Origin of the sequence: Streptomyces hoynatensis (assembly GCF_003626535.1) — a bacterium.
Taxonomy (GTDB): domain Bacteria; phylum Actinomycetota; class Actinomycetes; order Streptomycetales; family Streptomycetaceae; genus Streptomyces; species Streptomyces hoynatensis.
In genome coordinates this window covers 131,550-151,242 of record NZ_RBAL01000010.1, presented here as the reverse complement: position 1 = coordinate 151,242, position 19,693 = coordinate 131,550, and the positions used below count along the sequence as shown (strand labels likewise).

Here is a 19,693-nt window from a genome sequence, read left to right as displayed (position 1 = left end):
CCCGCTGTCTGCTGCCGGGTGTCCTCACTCCATCGAAACCCCATCCGGCCGCCCGCGCGAGCCGTCGGGGCGCGCACCGCCGGGGCGCGCGAAGACGGGCGCGCCGGCGCGGGCGCCGGGGCGCAGGCCGGGGCCAGGCGACGGCAGGACCGGGGGCGGCGGGCCGGGGCGGCCCGGGACCGGGCCGGGGGCGGCAGGGCCGGGGCGGCGGTGGCCTCAGCCGGCGACGCGCAGGGACAGGTCGTTGTCGACCGTGTAGTACGGCCGCACCGTGCGCGGCCCCGCCGTCCGCTCGGGGAAGACGAACACCGGCTTCTTGTCCGCCACGTCGTCGAACAGCCGCCCCACCCGGATCCGCGTGGCGCCCTCGGCGGGCCGCACGAACACGTCCCAGAACACCGGCTCGCCGCCCGCGGCCGGCCCTTGGCCCTCCGGGTCCGCCGCGTCGGCCTCCTCCGCCGAGTCCTCGACGAGCAGCCCGTAGTCCGCGGTGAAGGAGAACGCGCCCGCGCCCTCGTCGCGCAGCGCGAGCTGCCGCAGGGGCCCGCCCTTGCCGCGGCGCTTGAGCAGGGCCGCCGCGCCCGGTCCGGGCTCGGCGCCCACCAGGCGGCCGGTCACGGTCATCGAGTCCTCCGCGACCTCGATCCGGCCCGCCTCCGCGTGGGCGGGCCGCACCCAGGCGCGGATCGCCAGGTACCCGTCCTTCGTGTCGTAGGGCAGCCGGAGCGCGAGCGGCCCCCGCGCGCCGGGGCCGGGCAGCTCCCGCTCCGGCAGGGCCCGCAGGTCGCGCACGCCGGGGAGCACCCGCTGCCTGGCCCCCTCCGCGCCGACGCGTGCGTACACATCCCAGCGGCCCTCGTCCAGCACGGGCTCGGGGCCGAGCTCGGCCCGCCAGTGCGCGCCGTCCCGTTCCAGGGCGAGGGTGTGGGTCACGGTCTCGGGCTCGCCCTTCTTCGGGCGCAGGACCAGCAGCAGCCGCGGCTCGCCGGGCGTGCCGGCCCCCGCGGGCGGCCGCAGCCGCAGGGTCAGCGCGCCCTCCGCGGTCATCACGCAGTCGGCGAGGGGAAGCGCGGCCTTGGCCGCTTCGGTGGCGGGGGCGGTGGCGGGGCTCATCGGCCGGCCTTCCTGGCGGTGCGGTCGATACGGGCGGTGCGGGTCAGGCCCGCGGCGCGGGCCAGCTGGGTGAGGCGCACGGCGCGCGCGGTGCCGAGCGCGGCGGCGTACGCGCCGTCCTTCACGGCGTGGCCGCGGCTGTAGAGGGTGTCGGCCAGCCTGCCGAGGGGGCCGCGCGCGGGGGCGCCCGCCCCGGAGCGCTTGGCCTCCACCAGGCCGGTGAACAGCTCTTCCGCCTGCCCGAGCACCGGCACCGGGTCGTAGCGGCGGGAGTTTTCGAGCGCCGCGCGGCTCATGGCGCGCCGCAGCTCGTCGTCGCGGACCAGGGTGAGCAGCGCCTCGCCGAGCGCGTCCTTGTCGCGCACCGGCACCAGGCGGCCGTCCACGCCGTCCTTGATGATCTCGCCCGGACCGTAGTCGCAGTCGGTGCTGACCACGGGCAGGCCGCAGCGCATGGCCTCGACGATGGTCATCCCGAAGGGCTCCAGGTCCGAACTCACCACGGCGATGGAGCCCTTGACCCACTCGGCCTCCATCCGGCCGGCGGTGCCCATCAGGAACACGTTGTTGTACAGGCCGAGCCGCTCGATCAGGGCGCGCAGCCGGTCGTGTTCCTCGCCGTTGCCGTAGATCCGCAGCTGCCAGTCCGGCCGTTCCTCGGCGACCCGCTGGAACGCCCTGATCAGCAGGTCGTATCGCTTCACCCGCACCAGCCGCCCGGCCGCGACCACGATCCGGCCGGTCGCGTCCGCGGGCGGCAGCGGGGGCTCGGGCACGCTGTTGGGCAGCGCCTCAAGGCGCACCCGCGGCAGCCGCATCCGGCGCCGGTACTGCTCGGCGTCGGCCCGGGTGACCGTGGTCAGGGCGTCCAGACGCGGGTAGACGCGGCGCAACTCGTTGCGCAGCCGCGGCGGATGGTTGTTCAGCGTCAGGTGCTCCTGGGCGATCCGCACCGCCTGCCTGGGGCCCTCAAGCGCCAGGTGCACGTTGAGTCCCGGCCTGGTGCCGACCACGACGTCCGCATCCAGCTCGGCCAGACAGGCGGCGATGCGCTGGTCGGTCAGCTCGCTGTACTGGTGGTAGCGGTACTCGCCGGCGGGGAAGACCCGGGCGCGCCGCAGGTGCAGCGGGTGCTCCTTCTCCTCGCGGAGATCGACCAGCGGCCGCAGGGCGACGCGGGGATCGAGCGAGAAGGTGGTGTCCTCGCGGTGCCGGAACACGGAGACGATCTCGACCTCGTGCCGCTCCGCCAGCGCCTGCGCCAGATTGAACGTCGTCTTGATCGTCCCCCCGATCCCGTAGCCGTTGTGGAGGAGGAAAGAAATCTTCATGCCGGGAGAGACTTTCTTCGGCGCGTGGGCGGTTGCCCGGGGGCGCGGCCGGCCCCCGGAAGGAGTGCGGCCCCCGCCCGCGGTCGCTCCGCGGCGCGGCCCTGGCGAGGGAAGCGAGGGGGCAGCGCCCCACACAGTACCCCCGGCCCGCCGGCCGGCCCGACCGGCTCACCCGGGCAAGCCCTGGCGGGTGAGGCGCGTTTGGGGCGCACGCCGCCCGCGGAAGCCGCCGCCCGGCCGCCGCGCCGCGCCCGCGCGCCCGGTTCAGCCGGCCCTGTCCCGGCCCCAGCGCCAGCCCGCCACCTCGGGGAGGTCGGTGCCGTGTTCGCGGATCCAGCCGTGGTGCCGGTAGCGGACGTCGTGCATCCGCTGGCGGACGTGGGCGGCGCGCGTCGCCAGCCCGGGCACCCGGTCGATGACGTCCATGGCCAGCCGGTACCGGTCCATGTCGTTGCGCACCACCATGTCGAAGGGCGTGGTGGTGGTGCCCTCCTCGACGTAGCCGCGCACGTGCAACTGGTCGTGGTTGGCGCGGGAGTAGGTGAGGCGGTGGATCAGCCAGGGGTAGCCGTGGTAGGCGAAGATCACCGGGCGGCCCGGCGGGAACAGCCCGTCGTAGTCCCGGTCGGTCATGCCGTGCGGGTGCCGGCCGGCCGGCAGCAGCCGCGCCAGGTCCACCACGTTGACCACGCGCAGGGCGAGTTCCGGCAGGTGCCGGTGGAGCAGGTCGGCGGCGGCCAGCGCCTCCTGGGTGGGCACGTCGCCCGCGCAGGCGAGCACGGCGTCCGGCTCGCGCCCGTCGTCCTCGGAGCCCGCCCACTCCCAGATCCCGGCGCCGCGTTCGCAGTGCGAGCGGGCGGCGTCCAGGTCGAGCCAGTCGAAGCAGGGGTGCTTGCCGGCGACCACGACGTTGACGTAGTCCCGGCTGCGCAGGACGTGGTCGGCCACCGCCAGCAGGGTGTTGGCGTCGGGCGGCAGGTAGACGCGCACCACCTCGGGGCTCTTGTTGAAGACGTGGTCGACGAATCCGGGGTCCTGGTGCGAGAAGCCGTTGTGGTCCTGGCGCCACACGTGCGAGGTCAGCAGGTAGTTGAGCGAGGCCAGTGGCCGCCGCCAGGGCAGGCGGCGCGCGGTGCGCAGCCACTTGATGTGCTGGTTGGTCATCGAGTCGACGATGTGGACGAACGCCTCGTAGCTGGAGAACAGGCCGTGCCTGCCGGTGAGCAGGTAGCCCTCCAGCCAGCCCTGGCACAGGTGTTCCGAGAGGACCTCCATCACCCGCCCGTCCCCGGCGAGGTGCTCGTCCACGTCGAGGATCTCCTCCTGCCAGGCCTTCGCGGTGGCGCGGTAGACCTCCTGGAGGCGGTTGGACGCGGTCTCGTCCGCGCCGAAGAGGCGGAAGTCGCGGCGTTCCGCGGTGCGCGCCATCAGCCGGTCGAGGTAGGCGCCGAGCACGGCGGTCGGGGCGTGCAGCGTGGTGCCCGGCGCGTCCACCGGCACGGCGCAGTCCGCCGGGGGCGGCAGGGGCAGGGAACGCAGCAGCAGGCCGCCGTTGGCGTGCGGGTTGGCGCCCAGGCGCCGGGGGCCTGCCGGGACGCGCGAGAGCACCTGGGCGCTCGGCCGCCCGCGGCCGTCGAACAGCTCCTCCGGCCGGTAGGAGCGCAGCCACTCCTCAAGTTGCCGCAGGTGGGCGGGGTTGTCGCGGACGTCGTCGAGGGGGATCTGGTGGGCGCGCCAGGTGCCCTCGACGGGGAGGCCGTCGCGGCGGGCGGGCCCGGTCCAGCCCTTGGGGGTGCGCAGCACGATCATCGGCCAGCGGGGCCGTGGCGCGGCCTCGGCGCCCAGGCGCCTGGCGTCGTGCCGGATCAGGGCGATGCGGTCCAGGGCCTCGTCCATCGCCCTGGCCATGCTCTGGTGCACCTGGGCCGGCTCGTCCCCCTCGACGTACAGCGGGTCGTGGCCCAGGCCGCGCAGCAGCTCGTCGAGTTCGGCGCGCGGCAGGCGGGCCAGGACGGCCGGGTTGGCGATCTTGTAGCCGTTGAGGTGCAGGATCGGCAGGACCGCCCCGTCGTGGACGGGGCTGAGGAACTTGTTCGAGTGCCAGGAGGCGGCCAGCGGCCCGGTCTCGGCCTCCCCGTCGCCGATCACGCAGGCCACGAGCAGCCCCGGGTTGTCCAGGGCCGCGCCGTAGGCGTGGGCGAGGGAGTAGCCGAGCTCCCCGCCCTCGTGGATCGAGCCGGGGGTCTCGGGCGCCACGTGGCTGGGCACCCCGCCGGGGAAGGAGAACTGCCGGAACAGCCTGGCCATGCCGGCCGCGTCCCTGGTGACGTCCGGGTAGGTCTCCGTGTAGCTGCCCTCGAGCCAGGAGTTGGCCAGCACGGCGGGGCCGCCGTGGCCGGGGCCCCACACGCAGAGGGCGTCCAGGTCGCGGGCGGTGATCACGCGGTTGAGGTGGGTGTGGATCAGGTTGAGGCCGGGGGTGGTGCCCCAGTGGCCCAGCAGCCTCGGCTTGACGTGCTCGGGGCGCAGCGGCTCGGTGAGCAGCGGGTTGGCCAGCAGGTAGATCTGGCCGGCCGACAGGTAGTTGGCGGCGCGCCAGTGCGCGTCGAGCGCGGCGAGTTCCGCGGGGTCGAGGGCCGTGCCCGGCGGCCGGAGTTCCTGACGCATGACGACTCTCCCACGGGTCCGGGGAGGCGGCGGGTTCCCCGCCGGGGCCTCGGCGAAACGGCCGGGCGCCCGGCCGCACGGGCGGGAACCCCGGTCCGCACGCCCCGGCGCGCCCCGGCCGGGGGGAACGCGACCGGGGCGCGCCGTGAACTCGCGGGCGGGCCGGAACGCGCCGGGGTGGGCCGGAACGCGCCGGGGCGGGCCGAGGGGGGCGTTCCGCCGGCGCGGGGGCGGGGAAGGGGCGCCCGGGCCGCGGCGGGCGCCGGCCTCAGAGGCGCAGCGGGACCGCCAGCCTGAGGTCGCGGCTGGAGCGCCCCACCCGCAGGGTGTACTCCCCGGGCGGGGTCTCCCACCCGGCCCGCTCCGGGTTCCACACCTGGAGGGCGCGGCGCGGCAGGCTCACCGTCGCGGTGACGGACTCGCCGGGGGCCGCCGTGACCGTGGCGAACCCGGCGAGGGCGCGCAGCGGGCGGGCGGGCCCGTCCTGCGGCGGCTCCAGGTACACCTGCACCACCTCGCGCCCCGGCCGCCGCCCGGTGTTCCGCAGCCGCACGGCGAGCCGGACGCCCTCCGCCTCGCCCGCGGTGGCGGCCGCCGAGGCGTACTCCCAGGTGGTCCAGCCCAGGCCGTGCCCGAAGGGGAAGGCGGGCGTGCGCCCGGCCCGGTCCCAGCCGCGGTGCCCCACGTCCAGGCCCTCGGCGTAGTCGACCACGCCGCCGGCCGGCCTGGCGTGCGGCACCGGCACCTCGGCCGCCCCGGCGGGCAGCGTGCAGGGCAGCCGGCCGGTGGGCTCGGCGCGCCCGAGCAGCACGTCGGCCAGCGCGTCGCCCGCCTCCTGGCCCGGCAGCCAGGCCCACAGCACCGCCGGCACCTCCCGCGCCCAGGGCAGCAGCACGGGGGCGCCCGCGTTCACCACGACCACGGTGCGCGGGCAGGCCGCGGCGACGCGGCGCACCAGCTCGTCCTGCGGGCCCGGCAGGGCGAGGCTCTGCCGGTCCCAGCCCTCGGACTCGACCTCCTCGTTGGTCCCGACCACCACCACGGCGACGTCCGCCCGCTCGGCCGCCGCGACCGCCTCGGCGATCTCCTCCGCGCGGGAGGGGCCGGGCGGCAGGTGCCGCAGGTGCGCGGTCACCAGGCGGCCGTAGCCCTCGGCGTCCACCACCCCGAGGTCGATCTCCAGGGCCACGGCGCGCGGCTCGTCCTTCGGCACCTCCAGGGTGACCCAGGTGCCCGGCGGGTGGTGGTGGCTGGAGTCGAGGACCAGGCCGACGCCGCGGTCGTCGTCGCCCGCGGCGACCCGCTCGCCGTCCACCCGCGCCTCGAAGCGGCCCACCGCCCCGATCTCCAGGCGGTGCGTGCCCGGCTCGCGCAGGGTGAGCGTGGTGCGCAGCAGCACCCGCCGCGTTCCCTCGGGGAAGTCGTGGAAGTCGCCCCAGTCGCCGGTGGGGCGCAGGGCCTCGCCGAGCGTGGCGCCGGCCGCGTCGAGGTAGTGGGCGCGCACTCCCCTCTCGCCGGTGCGCGGGTCGGCCGCCACGCCGGGCGAGAGGAACGGCGGGTGTGCGCGCGCGTCGCCGCCGCGGTGCACGCTCAGCTCGACCCCGGGCGGCAGGGCCGCCCGCAGCCCGGCCGCGAACCCGATCCTGCGGACCGCGGGCACGAAGGCGCTGCCGCCGCCCTGGAAGTAGGGGGCGACCGCGTTGGGCCCGATCAGGGCCACCCGGCGCAGCGGCGCCGCCGGGTCGTCCGCGGACAGCGGCAGCAGGCCGCCCTCGTTGCGCAGCAGCACCATGGAGCGCGTGGCCGTCTCGCGCAGCAGCGCGAAGTCGGCGCGGTCGCGCCCGGCCGGTTCCCGGCGGGCGGGGGAGCCGGCGAGCCGCCCGGTGTGCCGGGCGAGCCGCAGCAGCCGCAGCACCTTGTCGTCGATGTCGGCCTCGGCCACCTCCCCGGCGCGGACCGCCGCGGCCAGGCGCGCGCCCCAGGGGCCCTCGGGCCCCGGCATCACCAGGTCGAGCCCGCCGCGCGCCGACGCGGCGGTGCTGCGGGTGGCGGCCCAGTCGCTGACCACCGGGCCGGTGAACCCCCACTCGTCCTTCAGCACGCCGCGCAGCAGCCGCGCGTGCTCCGTCATCGGCGCGGCCTCGGTGCCGTCGTCGACGCCCGAGTAGGCCGTCATCACGGACCAGGCCCCGGCCTCGCGCAGCACCGTCTCGAAGGGCGCGAGGTAGACCTCGCGCAGCGTCCGCTCGTCGAGCCTGGCGAGGTAGCGGGTCCTGTCGGTCTCCGAGTCGTTCGCCACGAAGTGCTTGGGGCAGGCCGCCACGCCCTCGCCCTGGACGCCGCGCACCAGCCCCGCGGCCACCGCCCCGGTCAGCAGCGGGTCCTCGGCGAGGTACTCGAAGTGCCGCCCGGCCACCGGGGTGCGCTGGAGGTTGATCGCGGGGGCGAGCAGCACGTGGACGCCCTTGCGGCGGGCCTCGCGGGCGAAGAGCGCCCCGAGCCGCTCGGCGAGTTCCGGGTCCCAGGTGGCGCCGAGCGCGCTGGGGGCCGGGGCGAGCAGGCCGGTGCCGCCCGGCAGGTCGCCGGTGCCGCGCACGCCCTGCGGGCCGTCCGACATCGCCACCGGGAGCAGGCCGAGGCGGGGTTCCGCGGGCAGCGCCCACAGGTCGGCGCCGGTCAGCAGCCGCACCTTCGACTCCAGGTCGAGGCCGCGGACCAGCCGGGCGAGCTCCGCCTCGCCGGCGGCGGGCCCGGCCGCCTCGGGCCGCGGCCCGCCGTCCGCCTGCGCGCCCCGCCCCGCAGGCCCGGCCGCGGGGCCCTGGGCGGGGCCGTGCCCCGGGGCGGGCGGCGGCTGTTCGGCCGCGGCGGCGGAGGGGGAGAAACGGCTGGTCATGGCGCTCCTTTCGGCCGGTGCTGAAGAATCCAAGCAGACTTACCAACCACTTAGTAAGTACCTGCCGGTTCCGGAACTTCCGGCCTAGACTCCTGGGATGCCCCAGCCACGCACCCGCCAGGCCGCCGGCGCGCGGCGGCGCGAGGAGATCCTGCGCATCGCCATGGAGACGTTCGCCAGCCGCGGCTACCACAACGCCTCGCTGGCCGAGATCGCCGAGCGCGCCGGACTCACCCAGGCCGGGGTGCTGCACTACTTCAGGTCCAAGTCGGGGCTGCTGACCGGCGTGCTCGCGCTGCGGGACGCCTCCGACCTGGAGCAGCCGGGCCCCGGCCGCCCGCAGGGGCTGGCCTTCCTGCGGCACCTGGTGGACACCGTGCGGCGCAACGTGGAGCGCGAGGGGATCGTGCGGCTGTACACGGTGCTCGCGGCGGAGAGCGTCACCGAGGGGCACCCGGCGCAGGACTGGTTCCGCGACCGCTACAGCGGGCTGCGGTCGCTGCTGGTGGCGGCCCTCGCCGAGGCCAGGGAGCTGGGGCAGGTGCGCCCCGGGCTCGACCTGGACGCGGTGGCCGCCGCGCTGGTCGCCGTGATGGACGGGCTGCAGGTCCAGTGGCTGCTCGACCCGGAGGCGGTGGACATGGCGGCGGCCACCGACCAGCTGATCGGCGCCCTGCTCACCGGGCGGGAGGGCGAACCCGCCGGGGGCGAGGGCGACGTGGGCGAACCCGCCGCGGGCGGGGGCGAGCCGGCCGCCGGGCCCACCGCCGGGCAGGGCGCCGCCGGGCCCGCCGCCGGGCAGGGCGCCGCCGGGCAGGACGCGGCCGGGCAGGACGCGGCCGGCGCGAGCACCGAGGGCGCGGCCGGGGAGCCGGCCGGCGCGTAGCCGGTGGCGGGGGCGCGTAGCCGGTGCGGGAGGCCCCTTCGGGCGCGCGGTCGCGCGGTCAGGGGCGGCGCGCGGCGGGCCGGTCGTCGTAGGCCAGGCGGGCGCGCTCCACCTCGGGCAGGTGCGCGGCCGACCAGTGGGCGAGCGTGGCGAACAGCGGCGCCAGGCTGCGGCCGAGCTCGCTGATCTCGTACTCGACCCGCGGCGGCATCTCCGCGTGGTAGGTGCGCTCGACCAGGCCGTCGCGTTCCAGCTGCCGCAGCCGCTGGGTCAGCACCTTGGGCGTGATCGCGCCGATGCGGCGTTCCAGCTCGACGAACCGCTGGCGCCCGTACTCGTGCAGGGTCCACAGGATCGGCGTGGTCCAGCGGCTGAAGACCAGGTCGACCACCGGCGCGATCGGGCAGGCCGTCGCGGGGACGGCCGCGGCGCGCGCCGGGCGGGGAGTGGTGTCGGTCACAACGGGCCCTTCCTGCCGTTACTTTCCTCTAGGAACCTACTATCCCCACGAAGGTAGCGTCCCTGTCACCGGGCGGCCGGCCCGGGAGTTTCTTCACATCGGATCGACTCGGGGAGCAGACGGTGATCGTGGTGACGGGAGCCACCGGAAACGTGGGGCGGCCGCTGGTGCGGGCGCTCGCGGCGGCGGGGAGGCAGGTGACGGCCGTGTCCCGCGGGACGGCGGCGGATCGGGTGCCGCCCGGGGTGCGGCAGGTGCGGGCCGACCTGGCGGACCCCGCCGGGCCCGGGCCCGCCTTCGAGGGCGCGGAGGCGGTGTTCCTGCTGCTGACGGGCGAGTGGCCGGCCGCCACCGGCGGCGACCCCGGCCGCCTGCTCGGCGCGGTGCGGGCGGGCGGGGCGCGGCGGGTCGTCCTGCTGTCCTCGCAGGGGGTGGGCAGCGGGCGGCACCCCGCGGACCTGGAGGAGGCCGTCAAGGGCCTTGGCCTCGACTGGACGGTGCTGCGGCCGGGGGGCTTCGCCTCGAACGCCTTCCAGTGGGCCGCCGAGGTGCGCGAACGGCGCACCGTCAGCGCGCCGTTCGGGGACGTGGCCCTGCCGGTGATCGACCCGGAGGACATCGCCGCGGCCGCCGCCGCCACGCTGCTGGGGGAGGGGCACGAGAAGCAGACCTACGAGCTCACCGGGCCCGTCCCCGTCTCGCCCAGGGAACAGGCCGCGGCGCTCGGGGAGGCGATAGGCGAGCCGGTGGCCTTCGTGGAGCTGAGCCGCGCCGAGGCCAGGGAGCGCATGCTGCGGTTCATGCCGGAGCCGGTCGCCGAGGCCACGCTGGGCATCCTGGGCGAGCCCTCCGCCCGGGAGCGGCAGGTGAGCGGCGACGTCGAGCGGCTGCTCGGCCGCCCGCCGCGGCCCTTCGCCGCCTGGGCGGCGCGCAACGCCGCGGCCTTCGCCTGAGCGCACGCGCCGGCGGCCGGGCCCGGCGCCCCACGGGGCCCGGGACCCGGCCGCCGGGCGGCCGATCCGGAACGGCTCAGGAGAAGAGCCCGCCGAGGAACTCCTGCCAGGCGGCCTGTTCCTTGGCCACGTCCGCGTCCGGCGCGAACTGGTGGATGCTCACGCCGACCGGGGCCCCGAAGTGGTGGCGGCCGAAGACCCGGTACATCGCCTGGCCGGTGCGCAGGCCGAGGAAGTACCGGTTGCGGTAGTCCACGACCGCCTCGGCCTCGCCCGCGCCCGGCAGGGCCACGACCGCCCGCTCGCCCTCGGCGCCCTCGTCCGGCAGGCCGAGGGCGCGGCTCACCCGCTCCAGGGCGCCGGGGGAGACGGAGGCCCCGGGCGCGTCGAAGGTGGCGAACGCCGCCTGGCGGCCCGGGAAGTGCTCCAGGTACTGCCGCAGGGTGTGCAGGTAGAAGTCGGTGTGCTTGTCGGCGCCCTCGTACTGGTTGTCCCAGTCCTCGACGAAGATCCCGCTGTGCACGTACCGCACCCGGCAGCCGCCGCCCTCCCGCGGCTGAATGAGGTGGTCGAGCTGGTTGAACGTCTGCGCGCGCTGCTCCTGCGAGACGTCCTCGCTCCTGGCGGTCAGCCGCCGCGGCGGGTCCCAGGCCACGACCGTGCCGCCGAACGGGGCCTGACCGCCCTCGCGCGGCTCGTACTCCATGGGCCACAGCCAGCCGGCCGTGCCGGTGGTGATCGCGTCCCACACCTGCTCGGGGCTCGCCGCCACCTCGAACTCGCGGACGATCTCGAACTCGCCCTGCGCCGCGGCGTCCTTGCTCTCCTCGGACATCCTGTTCACTGCTCCCTGAGGTCCTCTTCGGTCTTCCGGTCCTGTGGGTCCCGCGCGCGCGGCCCTGCCCCGGGACCCGTCTCCCGCGGCATCTCCCGTGGGGAGTCCGGCGGCTCGGGCGCCCGTTGTGCGGGGCCGCCAGGCGGCGCCGCCTCGCCGAGTGCGGCGGACCGCGGGGGCGGCTGCCCGAGCGCCGGGTGCAGCGCCAGGACGACGCGGTGCTCGCGCCCGCCCGGCGCCTCCGCGTCGTGGTACTTGGCGACCAGGGCGCTCACCCCGCGGGTCAGCTCCTCGACGAACGCCGCCCTGGCCGCCGCGTCGGCGAACCGCACCTCGGCGTCCAGCGCGTAGGTCGCCAGCCGCTTGCGCGCCCGCGTCGCCCCCGTGATCAGCGCCCCGACGTCGCGCACCAGCCGGGCGGCGAGGGCGAGCAGCCAGCGGGCCGAGAGCTGGTCCCGGAAGCGGTCGGGGTCGGGCTCGACCGGGGCCAGGGCCAGCGGGGAGATCACGTAGGAGGCGGCGGTGGCGCGCATCAGGCGCTCCGTCACATTGCCCTTGCGGCGCTCGCCGGCCAGCTCGACCAGGCCGTGCCGCTCCAGGGTCTTGAGGTGGTAGTTGACCTTCTGCCGCGGCAGGCCGACCCGGGGCGCCAGCATCGCCGCCGAGGCCGGGCCCGCGGCCAGCTCGGCCAGCAGCCTGGCCCGCACCGGGTCAAGCGAGGCGGCCGCCGCCGAGGCGTCCTCGATCACGCTCACATCCCACATGGCCTCAGCCTCGCACCGAAAACTTTTTTTGTCCAGACCCTTTGAGTTGTCGGTGGGCGGGCCGGAGCAGCAGACCGGCCGCACCGCCCTGCGCGGGCGGTGCGGCCGGGGAGGGCGGTGCGGCGCGTCAGGCCACGCTGCACGCCTGGCCGTTGAGGGAGAAGGAGGTGGGCGCCGCGGTGTTCCCGCCGTGGGTGGCCTGATAGCCGATCGACACGCTGCCGCCCGGCGCCAGGGCGGCGTTGTACGAGACGTTGGTCGCGGTCACGGTGCCGGTCGCGGGGCTGAACGTCGCGTTCCAGCCCGAGGTGATCCGCTGGCCCGAGGGCAGCGCGAAGCTCAGCGACCAGCCGTTGATCGCGGAACTGCCGGTGTTGGTGACGGTGATCGCCGCGGTCAGGCCGGTGTTCCAGGTGTTGGCCGTGTACCCGACCTGGCAGGCGCCGGTGCCCGGATCGCCCGGGTCACCGGGGTCGCCCGGGTCGCCCGGGTCGCCCGGGTCCGTGGTGCCGTCGAGGCCGAAGAAGGAGATGACCCGCGCCGCCATCCCGCTCATCGGCAGCGAGTGGCCCACGCCCTGGAGGCTGACGGCCTCGACCGGCGCCTGGGTGCCGGTGCTGCCGTACCTGGTCCGCGTCCAGCCGCTCTGCGGCTGGTCGGTCAGCGCCGGGGTCTGGCTGACGCCCAGCACGTTCGTCCACTGCTTGATCTCCTCGTTGAAGTTCGCGTAGGAGAGCGTCGTGTCCGCCGTGCCGTGCCACAGCTGCATCCGCGGCCGCGGCCCCGAGTAGCCCGGGTAGGCGGCGCGCACCAGGTCGCCCCACTCCTGCGGCGTGTGGCTGATCTGCCCGCCGGAGCAGGCGCTGTTCCAGCCGGAGCCGTCGGTGGTCGCGAAACAGCCGAAGGGCACGCCCATGAAGGCCGCGCCGGCCTTGAAGACGTCCGGGTAGTCGCCGAGCAGGACGTTGGTCATCATGCCGCCCGAGGAGGCGCCGGTGACGTACACCCGGTCGGGGTCGCCGCCGTAGTGCTGCTCGGCGTAGGTGACCATCGACATGATGCCCACCGGGTCGCTCCCGCCGCCGCGCCGCAGCGCCTGCGGCGAGGAGACGTCGAAGCACTGGCCGCTGCGCGTGGCCGAGGGGTAGATGACGAGGAAGCCGTAGCGGTCGGCGAGGGAGGCGAACTCCGTGCCGGAGTAGAAGGCCGGGCCCGAGCCGGTGCAGTAGTGCACGGCCACCAGGATCGGCGGCTCGGCGCCCGCGCTGTCCGGCACGTACACGTGCATGCGCAGGTTGCTCGGGTTGTTCCCGAAGTTGGTGACCTCGGTCAGCGAGGCGGCGGATGCCGCGGGGGCGGTCACGAGGAGCGCGGCCAGCAGCGGCAGCACTCCGAGTACGCCGCCGAACAGGGCGGCGAGTAACGCGCGAACCGGCTTCCCGGCTCTGTGGGTCATGGGCCTGTCCTTCCTGAACTCGGATGGGGTTGGGGGCTGTTGCCGTGCCCGTCCGCGCCGGGGGCGCAGGCCGCGGCCGTGCGGGCGCCCGCCCGGCTCCGGGCGCCGCCCGGCGGGGCGCTCGATCCCGCGGCTCCGGTGCGCTTCACCGCCGGCCCCGCGGAGCGCCCGGCCGGGCTCGCCGGCGGCGGGACCCTGCGCCGCGGCCCGCGGGGCGAGGCACTCCCCGGGCGCCGGCCCCCCCGGCGGGGGCGCCCCGCACCCCGCCGGGCGGATATGGTCGGAACATCCCGGATATCCAGAACGTCCCTGACATCCCGGGCTCATCGGCTCAGCCTGCGCCGCAGGGCGTCGACGGCCTCCGCGGAGGCCCGGCGCACCACCCCGGCGTGCCGCACCATGGACGCGCCGTGGAAGGTGCCGGGGAAGAGGTGGAGTTCGGTGGGCACCCCGGCCGCGAGCAGCGTCCTGGCGTAGTCGATGCCCTCGTCCCGCAGCGGGTCGAACTCCATCACCGAGACGTAGGCGGGCGGCAGCCCGGCGAGCCCGCCCGCGGCGGCCCTGGCGGGCGCGGCGAGCACCGGCACCCCCCGGGTGCCCGGCACCCCCGGGCCCAGGTACGCCTCCCAGCTCAGCCGGGCGTTGCGGCGGTTCCAGATCGGCGTGTCCACGAAGCGGCGGGCGCTCGGCGTCTCCAGGCGGTCGTCGACCGCGGGGCTCTCCAGCAGCTGGAAACGGATCACCGGGCCGCCGCGGTCCCGCGCGAGCAGGGCCACCGCGGTCGCCAGGCACGCCCCCGCGCTGTCCCCGGCGACCGCGACCCGCTCGGGGCGCAGGCCCAACTCGGTGGCGTTCTTCACCAGATGACACAGCCCGGCGTAGCAGTCTTCGAGCCCCGCGGGGAAGCGGTGCTCCGGCGCCAGCCGGTAGTCGGGGGAGACCACGAGGGCGCCCAGCTCCCGGCACAGGCGCAGGTTCTCCTCGTGGTCCACGTCGGGGGAGCCGAGCATGAAGCCGCCGCCGTGGATGCGGTAGACGACCGGAAGCGGCCCGGCGGCGCCCGTGGGCCGGTAGGTCCGCATCGTCACCTCGGGCGACCACAACTCACCGACGTCCACGCCCTCCTCGTCGGCCTCGGCCACCTGCTCGGCCAGCTCGCGCGCCTGCGCGGCCCGCGCCGCGGCCAGGTCCGACACGTCCACCTCGGGCACCATCGCCAGCGCCGCGGCCAGCTCCGGATCGAACGAGTAACTCATGCGCTCACCGTGGCACGCCGCGTCACGCCGGGTCATCAGACGGCCGTCGGGACAAACCCGGCGCGTGTCCGACGGTCCCGCCCGCGCGTGCGCCGGGTTCAGGCGCCGGGGCGCGCTCCGGCGCCTGGCCGCCGCGGCGCGCCGCGCGGGCGCGCCGAACGCCGCCCGGGCGTCGCGCCCCGTCACCCGGAAACCCGGGCGTGCCCGGTGAGGCTAGGCTGAAACAGGATGACAGCGCGACCGGCCACCGCAGGGTGCGGGCCGCGTTCGGGGACGTGCTGCACGGGGACGGCAGGCTGTGAGGTTTCGGCTCCTGGGACCGCTTGAGGTCGCAGCCGGCGACATACCGGTCCGGATCGCCGCGGACCGGCAGCGCACGGTGCTGGCGATGCTGCTGGCGAACGCCGGTCAGGTGGTGCCGGTCCGCTCGCTCGTCGCCGAGGTCTGGGGCGAGGCGGCGCCGCCCTCCGCCGTCTCCAACCTGCGCACCTACGTGATGCGGCTCCGGCGGCTGCTGCCCCCCGGCGCGCAGGCGCCCGACGCCCGGCGCTCCGCGGGCCGGATCACCACCTCGCCGAGCGGCTACCTGCTGTGCCCGGGCCAGGGCGAGTTCGACCTGCACGCCTTCCGGCAGGCCCACCGGGAGGGCCTGGCGGCCCGCGCCGAGGGGGACCTCGCCGCCGCGGAGGCCGCCCTGTCCGCCGCGCTCGCGCTGTGGCGCGGGGAGCCGGCCGCGGACGTCAGGCACGGCCCGACGCTCGCCGCCTGGGCCGCCGACCTGGCCGAGCAGTACGCGAGCGCCGTCGAAAACCTCGCCGACGTGCAACTCGCCCGCGGCGCGCACGCCGCCGCCGTGCCGCGGCTGCGTCCGCTGCTCGACCGCTTCCCCCTGCGCGAGCGGCCCTACGAGCAGCTCATGCTGGCGCTCTACCGCTGCGGGGACGCGCCTGGGGCGCTCGCCGTCTTCGGCCGCGCGCACCGGGCGCTCGCCGAGGGGCCCGGGCTCACCCCGGGCCCGGGGCTCGCCCGCCTGCGCCAGGCCGTGCTGCGCCGGGACGCGGCCCTGACCGGCCCGCCGCCGGGACGCCCGCGGGGCCGCGCCGTCCGGCCGGCCGGACGGCAGGACGCCCGGGCGCCGCGGGAGCCCGCCCCCCGGGCGCCCCAGGCCCCGCCGCGCCGCGAACTGCCGCGGCTCCCGGTGCACTTCGTGGGCCGGTCCGCGGAGCTGGCCTGGCTGCGGGCCGCCCTGCGCCCGGCGGGCGGGCCCCGGCTGACGGTGCTGCACGGGCCGGCCGGCGTCGGGAAGTCCGCGCTCGCGCTGCGGGCCGCGCACGCCGCCGCGGACGAGTACCGGGCCGAGGCGGCCTGCCACGTCGACCTCCAGGGCGCCGGGGACGGGGCGCGCCCGCTGCCGGCCGCCGAGGCGCTCGGCCGCCTGCTGCGCGCCCTCGGGGTGCCGGGAGAGCGGGTCCCGGCCGCCCCGGCCGAGGCCGCGGCGCGCTACCAGTCGCTGCTCGCGGAACGGCGCGTGCTGCTCCTGCTGGACAATGCGGCCTGCCCCGCCCAGGTGCTGCCGCTGCTTCCGGCCCGCGGCGAGTGCGCCGTCCTGGTCACCAGCCGCGAGCCGCTGACCGGCCTGGACGCGGCCCGCCTCGCCCTGCCCGCGCTGCGGCCGGGCGAGTCCCTCGGCCTGCTGGAACTCGCCGCGGGCCGCCGCTTCGCCGAGGCGGAACGTGCCGCCGCCCAGAACCTCGCCCGCCGGTACGGCCACGACCCGGCGGCCCTGCGCCTGGCCGGCGCCTGGCTGGCGGCCGCGCCGGGGCGCACGCCCGAGAGCCTGCACCGGCGGCTGGACGCCCCCGCGCCCGCCGAGCCGGGGCGGGCGCCCGCGGAGGCGGCGTCCGCCTGCCTGGCGCTCCTGCGCGCCGGCCTGCCGGAGGACCGGGCGGCGGCCCGCCTGCTGCGGCTGCTGGGGGCGTTGCCGGTGCCCGAGTGCACCACCGGGCTCGCCGCCGCCCTGCTCGGCGCGGACGCCGGGGCCGCCGCGGCCGCCCTGCGCGCGCTGGCCGCGGCGCGGCTGATCGAGCCGGTGGGAGACGCCCGCTACCGCCCGCCGGGCCCGCTGCGCGGGGCCCTCGCCCGCCTCGCCGCCGAACTCCCCGCAGCCGAGCGGGAGAAGACCCTGATCAGGGCCCTGGACTGGTACCTGGACAGCGGCCGGGCCGTGGTCGGCGCCCCGGGGCGCGCCGGGCGGGGGCCCGGGCAGGAGGCGGGCGGCCAGGGGCAGGAGGAGTTCCGGGCGGCCCAGGCGGGCGGCGCCCGCTGGCTTGACGCGGAACTGCCCTGCCTGCTGGCCGCCGCGGGGCTCGCCGCCGAGGGGCCCGCCGAGCAGGCGCGTTGCCTGCCGGGCCTGCTCGCGCTGGTGCGGGCGCCCGCCATGCGCGAGGGCAGGTGGGCCGAGCTGGAGGCGCTGACCGCCCTGGCGCTGCGCGCCGCGGCCGGGCACGGTGACGCGGCGGGCGAGGCCCTCACGCTGCTGGTGGCCGCCGACCTGGACGCCAGGGCGGGACGGCACGAGGCGGCCAGGGCCGCGCTGCGGCGCGCCCTCGCGCTCAGCCGCGAACGCGGGGACGGCGAGGGGGAGGCGCGGGCCCTGCACGCGCTCGGCCGGCTCTGCCTGCGGCTCGCCGAGCCCGCCCGGGCCCTGGACCACCTCACCGCGGCGCTCGCCCTGCTCGACGAGCGCACACACCTGGCGACCGTGCGCCGCTGCCGCCGCCACCAGGGCGAGGCGCTGCTCCAACTCGGCAGGTACGCCGAGGCGGTGCACTGCTTCCGGCGCGCCCTCGGGCCCGACCGCGGCCCGGCCGGGCGCGGCGAGGGGGCCACGCTCGCCGCCCTCGGCCGCGCCTACCACCTGCTCGGCCAGGAGGACCTGGCGCTCGCCACCTTCCGCACCGCGCTCGAACGGTGCCGGGCCGCCGGCGACGGGGAGGCCGAGTGGGGCGTGCTGCTGTGCCGTTCGGTGATCAGCCTGCGCCGCGGCGACCCGGCCGCGGCGATCGCCGACCTCACCCGGGCCCGCGAGCTGGCCGGGCGCACCGGCCAGCCCTACGGCCAGGCCGCCGCCGCCCGCCAGCTGGCCCGCGCCCTGAGCGCCGCCGGCAACCACGCGGCGGCCAGCTCCTGCGCGGAGCGCGCCGCCCAGCTCTTCGCGGCCCCCGCCCTGCGCCGCGACCCGGTGCTCGAACGGGTTCTGGCCGCGCCGCTCTGAGCGCGCGCCGCCGCCGGGCCCAGCACGGCGCCGGGCCGGGCGCGGCGCCGCCGCGGGCCCGCGCCCAAGGCCCCTACTGCCCTCCCCGCGACCGGAGTTGGGGTAATACGATCACCCTCTGTCTAGCGTTGTTCCCCCCATCGGAGTTCCATGACCTCGCCCCTGGCACCAAACGGCACCCCCTGGCCGCCCCGCGCCGCCGGTCCGGCCTCCTACGTTCCGTTGTACGGCCCCGACTTCGAGAGAGATCCCCTCCGGTACTACCAGGGCCTTCGGGAGAAGTACGGCCCGGTGGTGCCCGTCGAGGTGGACGAACGCGGTGGCTTCCGCGGCTGGCTCGTGCTGGGCCACCGGGAGCAGCTCAGCGTGCTGCACAACGAGTCCGGGCTGTGGACCCACGACTCACGCTGGTGGCGCGACCTCGCCGAGCGCCGGGTGCCGAGCCACCCGATACTTCCGCAGCTGGAGCCGGGCAGACACGCCCTGACCTCGGACGGCGCCGAGCACGCCAGGCTGCGCGGGGCCGTCAGCCAGACCCTGGCCCAGCTGCGACCGCCCGCCACCCGCGCCTACATCGACCACCTGGCCGACCAGCTGATCGACGCGCTGCCCTCGTTCGGTCCCGTGGACATCTTCTCCGGCTACGCCGCGCCGCTGCCGCTGCTGGTGATGATGGGCCTGCTCGGCATGTCCGAGCCGCATGCGGCGCTCGTCTCCCACGCCATCCACCAGATCAACCAGGCGGGGCCCGAGTCGGAGGCGGCGAGCCGTCAGGTCGACAAGGTGATGCGGGAGATGATCGCCGAGAAGCGGCGCGCCCCGGCCGCCGACCTGACCTCCTGGCTGATCGCCTGCACCCGCATGGCCCACCCGGATGAGGACGAACTCGCCGACCAGACACGGCTGTTGCTTTTCAGCGGCCTGGGCGCGAGTTCGGCGTGGATCGTCAGCACCGTGCTGAAGCTGCTCACCGACGAGGAGGCGATGCGGGAGACCGCGGCCGGCCGGCGTTCGGTGGCCGAGGTCGCCAGCCAGGCCCTGGGCGAGCAGCCGCCGGTGCAGAACACCTTCTACCACTGGGCGCAGGGCCCGATGCAGCTCGGCGGCCGGGAGATCGGCACCGGGGACATGGCCATCGTCAGCCTGGCCGCCGTCGACCCCTCGGGCGAGGGGTTCGGCGGGCCGTTCGCCGGCCCGGGGGCCGACCGGCCGCCCGCGCCCGGCGGCCCCTTCGAGGCCGCCCCGCCGCGGGAGGGGGCGGGCCCGGAGGCCCCGGCGGCGCCCGGCGCCGCGGGCGAGCTGCGCGTCCAGCGCGCCCGCATGGCCTGGGGCGCGGGGCCGCACGCCTGCCCCGCCAGGGGACTCGGCCTGGCGATCGTGGACTCCGCGGTGAGCAGGCTGCTGCACCGGCTGCCCGGCATGCACCTGGCGGTCGAGGAGAACGAGCTGGCCTGGCTGCCGCCGCACGTGGTGCGCGTCCCGGCGGAGCTGCCCGTCCTGGCCAGGAGCCGCCGGCCGGCCGCGGACCCGGGGGAGCCGGCCCCCTTCGTGGACCTGCCGCCCTCGGACCACCCGCCCGCCCCGGCGGTGGCGCCCTTCGCCCCGGGCGCCGCGCCCGTCGGCCCCGCGGAGGCCCACGCGCCCGCGCCCGTCGGCGAGTTCGGGCCCGGCGCCGGGGAGTTCGCGGCGCCGGGACCCCAGGGGGAGCCGGGCGCCGAGGGCGAGGCCCAGGACAACGGCCAGCGCCGCGGCTGGCGTGCGCTGCCCACCTGGTTCTTCTTCCGGCGCGGCGGCTGAGCCGGGCG

Annotated in this window: 12 protein-coding genes and 1 pseudogene; 4 read left to right on the top strand and 9 right to left on the bottom strand. The window is 77.3% G+C overall.

Features of this window, described 5'->3' with window-relative positions; translation table 11 throughout:
* Positions 1-216: 216 nt before the first annotated feature.
* The 4 genes from D7294_RS18515 to D7294_RS18500 all read right to left on the bottom strand — a co-directional run bounded on the left by D7294_RS18515 (position 217) and on the right by D7294_RS18500 (position 8,004).
* Positions 217-1,113: a hypothetical protein gene (locus tag D7294_RS18515; protein ID WP_241562455.1), complete on the bottom strand. Its 897-nt coding sequence runs from the start codon at positions 1,111-1,113 to the stop codon at positions 217-219.
* Positions 1,110-2,444 (bottom strand): glycosyltransferase family 4 protein, encoded by a 1,335-nt coding sequence (locus D7294_RS18510; RefSeq protein WP_120681140.1) that lies wholly within the window; start codon positions 2,442-2,444, stop codon positions 1,110-1,112. Before D7294_RS18510 ends, D7294_RS18515 begins: the two co-directional genes overlap by 4 nt.
* A 264-nt stretch (positions 2,445-2,708) precedes the next feature.
* Positions 2,709-5,111, bottom strand: coding sequence for a phosphoketolase family protein (locus D7294_RS18505; protein WP_120681138.1), 2,403 nt, complete (start codon positions 5,109-5,111; stop codon positions 2,709-2,711).
* A 268-nt stretch (positions 5,112-5,379) separates the two neighbouring features.
* Positions 5,380-8,004: a beta-glucosidase family protein gene (locus tag D7294_RS18500; protein WP_120681136.1), complete on the bottom strand. Its 2,625-nt coding sequence runs from the start codon at positions 8,002-8,004 to the stop codon at positions 5,380-5,382.
* Positions 8,005-8,101: 97 nt separating this feature from the next.
* On the opposite strand from D7294_RS18500, the pseudogene D7294_RS18495 reads away from it, so the two are divergent.
* Positions 8,102-8,710, top strand: a pseudogene (locus tag D7294_RS18495) (TetR/AcrR family transcriptional regulator); the annotation flags it as partial.
* A gap of 238 nt (positions 8,711-8,948) precedes the next feature.
* Here the strand turns inward: D7294_RS18495 and D7294_RS18490 are convergent.
* Complete coding sequence (locus tag D7294_RS18490) at positions 8,949-9,350, bottom strand: winged helix-turn-helix transcriptional regulator (protein WP_120681134.1); 402 nt, start codon at positions 9,348-9,350, stop codon at positions 8,949-8,951.
* Positions 9,351-9,472: 122 nt separating this feature from the next.
* Here D7294_RS18490 and D7294_RS18485 point away from each other — a divergent pair, with 122 nt between their 5' ends.
* Positions 9,473-10,303 carry an NAD(P)H-binding protein gene (locus D7294_RS18485; protein WP_120681132.1) on the top strand — a complete coding sequence of 277 codons (831 nt, stop codon included), beginning with the start codon at positions 9,473-9,475 and terminating at the stop codon, positions 10,301-10,303.
* A gap of 76 nt (positions 10,304-10,379) precedes the next feature.
* Here the strand turns inward: D7294_RS18485 and D7294_RS18480 are convergent, their stop codons facing one another.
* The 4 genes from D7294_RS18480 to D7294_RS18465 form a co-directional block, all read right to left on the bottom strand.
* Complete coding sequence (locus D7294_RS18480; RefSeq protein ID WP_120681130.1) at positions 10,380-11,138, bottom strand: SRPBCC family protein; 759 nt, start codon at positions 11,136-11,138, stop codon at positions 10,380-10,382.
* A gap of 5 nt (positions 11,139-11,143) precedes the next feature.
* Positions 11,144-11,902: an ArsR/SmtB family transcription factor gene (locus D7294_RS18475; protein ID WP_120681128.1), complete on the bottom strand. Its 759-nt coding sequence runs from the start codon at positions 11,900-11,902 to the stop codon at positions 11,144-11,146.
* Positions 11,903-12,029: 127 nt separating this feature from the next.
* Complete coding sequence (locus D7294_RS18470; RefSeq protein ID WP_120681126.1) at positions 12,030-13,358, bottom strand: extracellular catalytic domain type 1 short-chain-length polyhydroxyalkanoate depolymerase; 1,329 nt, start codon at positions 13,356-13,358, stop codon at positions 12,030-12,032.
* 323 nt (positions 13,359-13,681) lie between these two features.
* Positions 13,682-14,614: an alpha/beta hydrolase gene (locus D7294_RS18465; protein ID WP_120681124.1), complete on the bottom strand. Its 933-nt coding sequence runs from the start codon at positions 14,612-14,614 to the stop codon at positions 13,682-13,684.
* Positions 14,615-14,912: 298 nt separating this feature from the next.
* Between D7294_RS18465 and D7294_RS18460 the strand changes: the two genes are divergently transcribed.
* Positions 14,913-17,888, top strand: coding sequence for an AfsR/SARP family transcriptional regulator (locus D7294_RS18460; protein WP_120681122.1), 2,976 nt, complete (start codon positions 14,913-14,915; stop codon positions 17,886-17,888).
* A gap of 150 nt (positions 17,889-18,038) precedes the next feature.
* Complete coding sequence (locus D7294_RS18455; protein WP_120681120.1) at positions 18,039-19,685, top strand: cytochrome P450 family protein; 1,647 nt, start codon at positions 18,039-18,041, stop codon at positions 19,683-19,685.
* Positions 19,686-19,693: the final 8 nt, after the last annotated feature.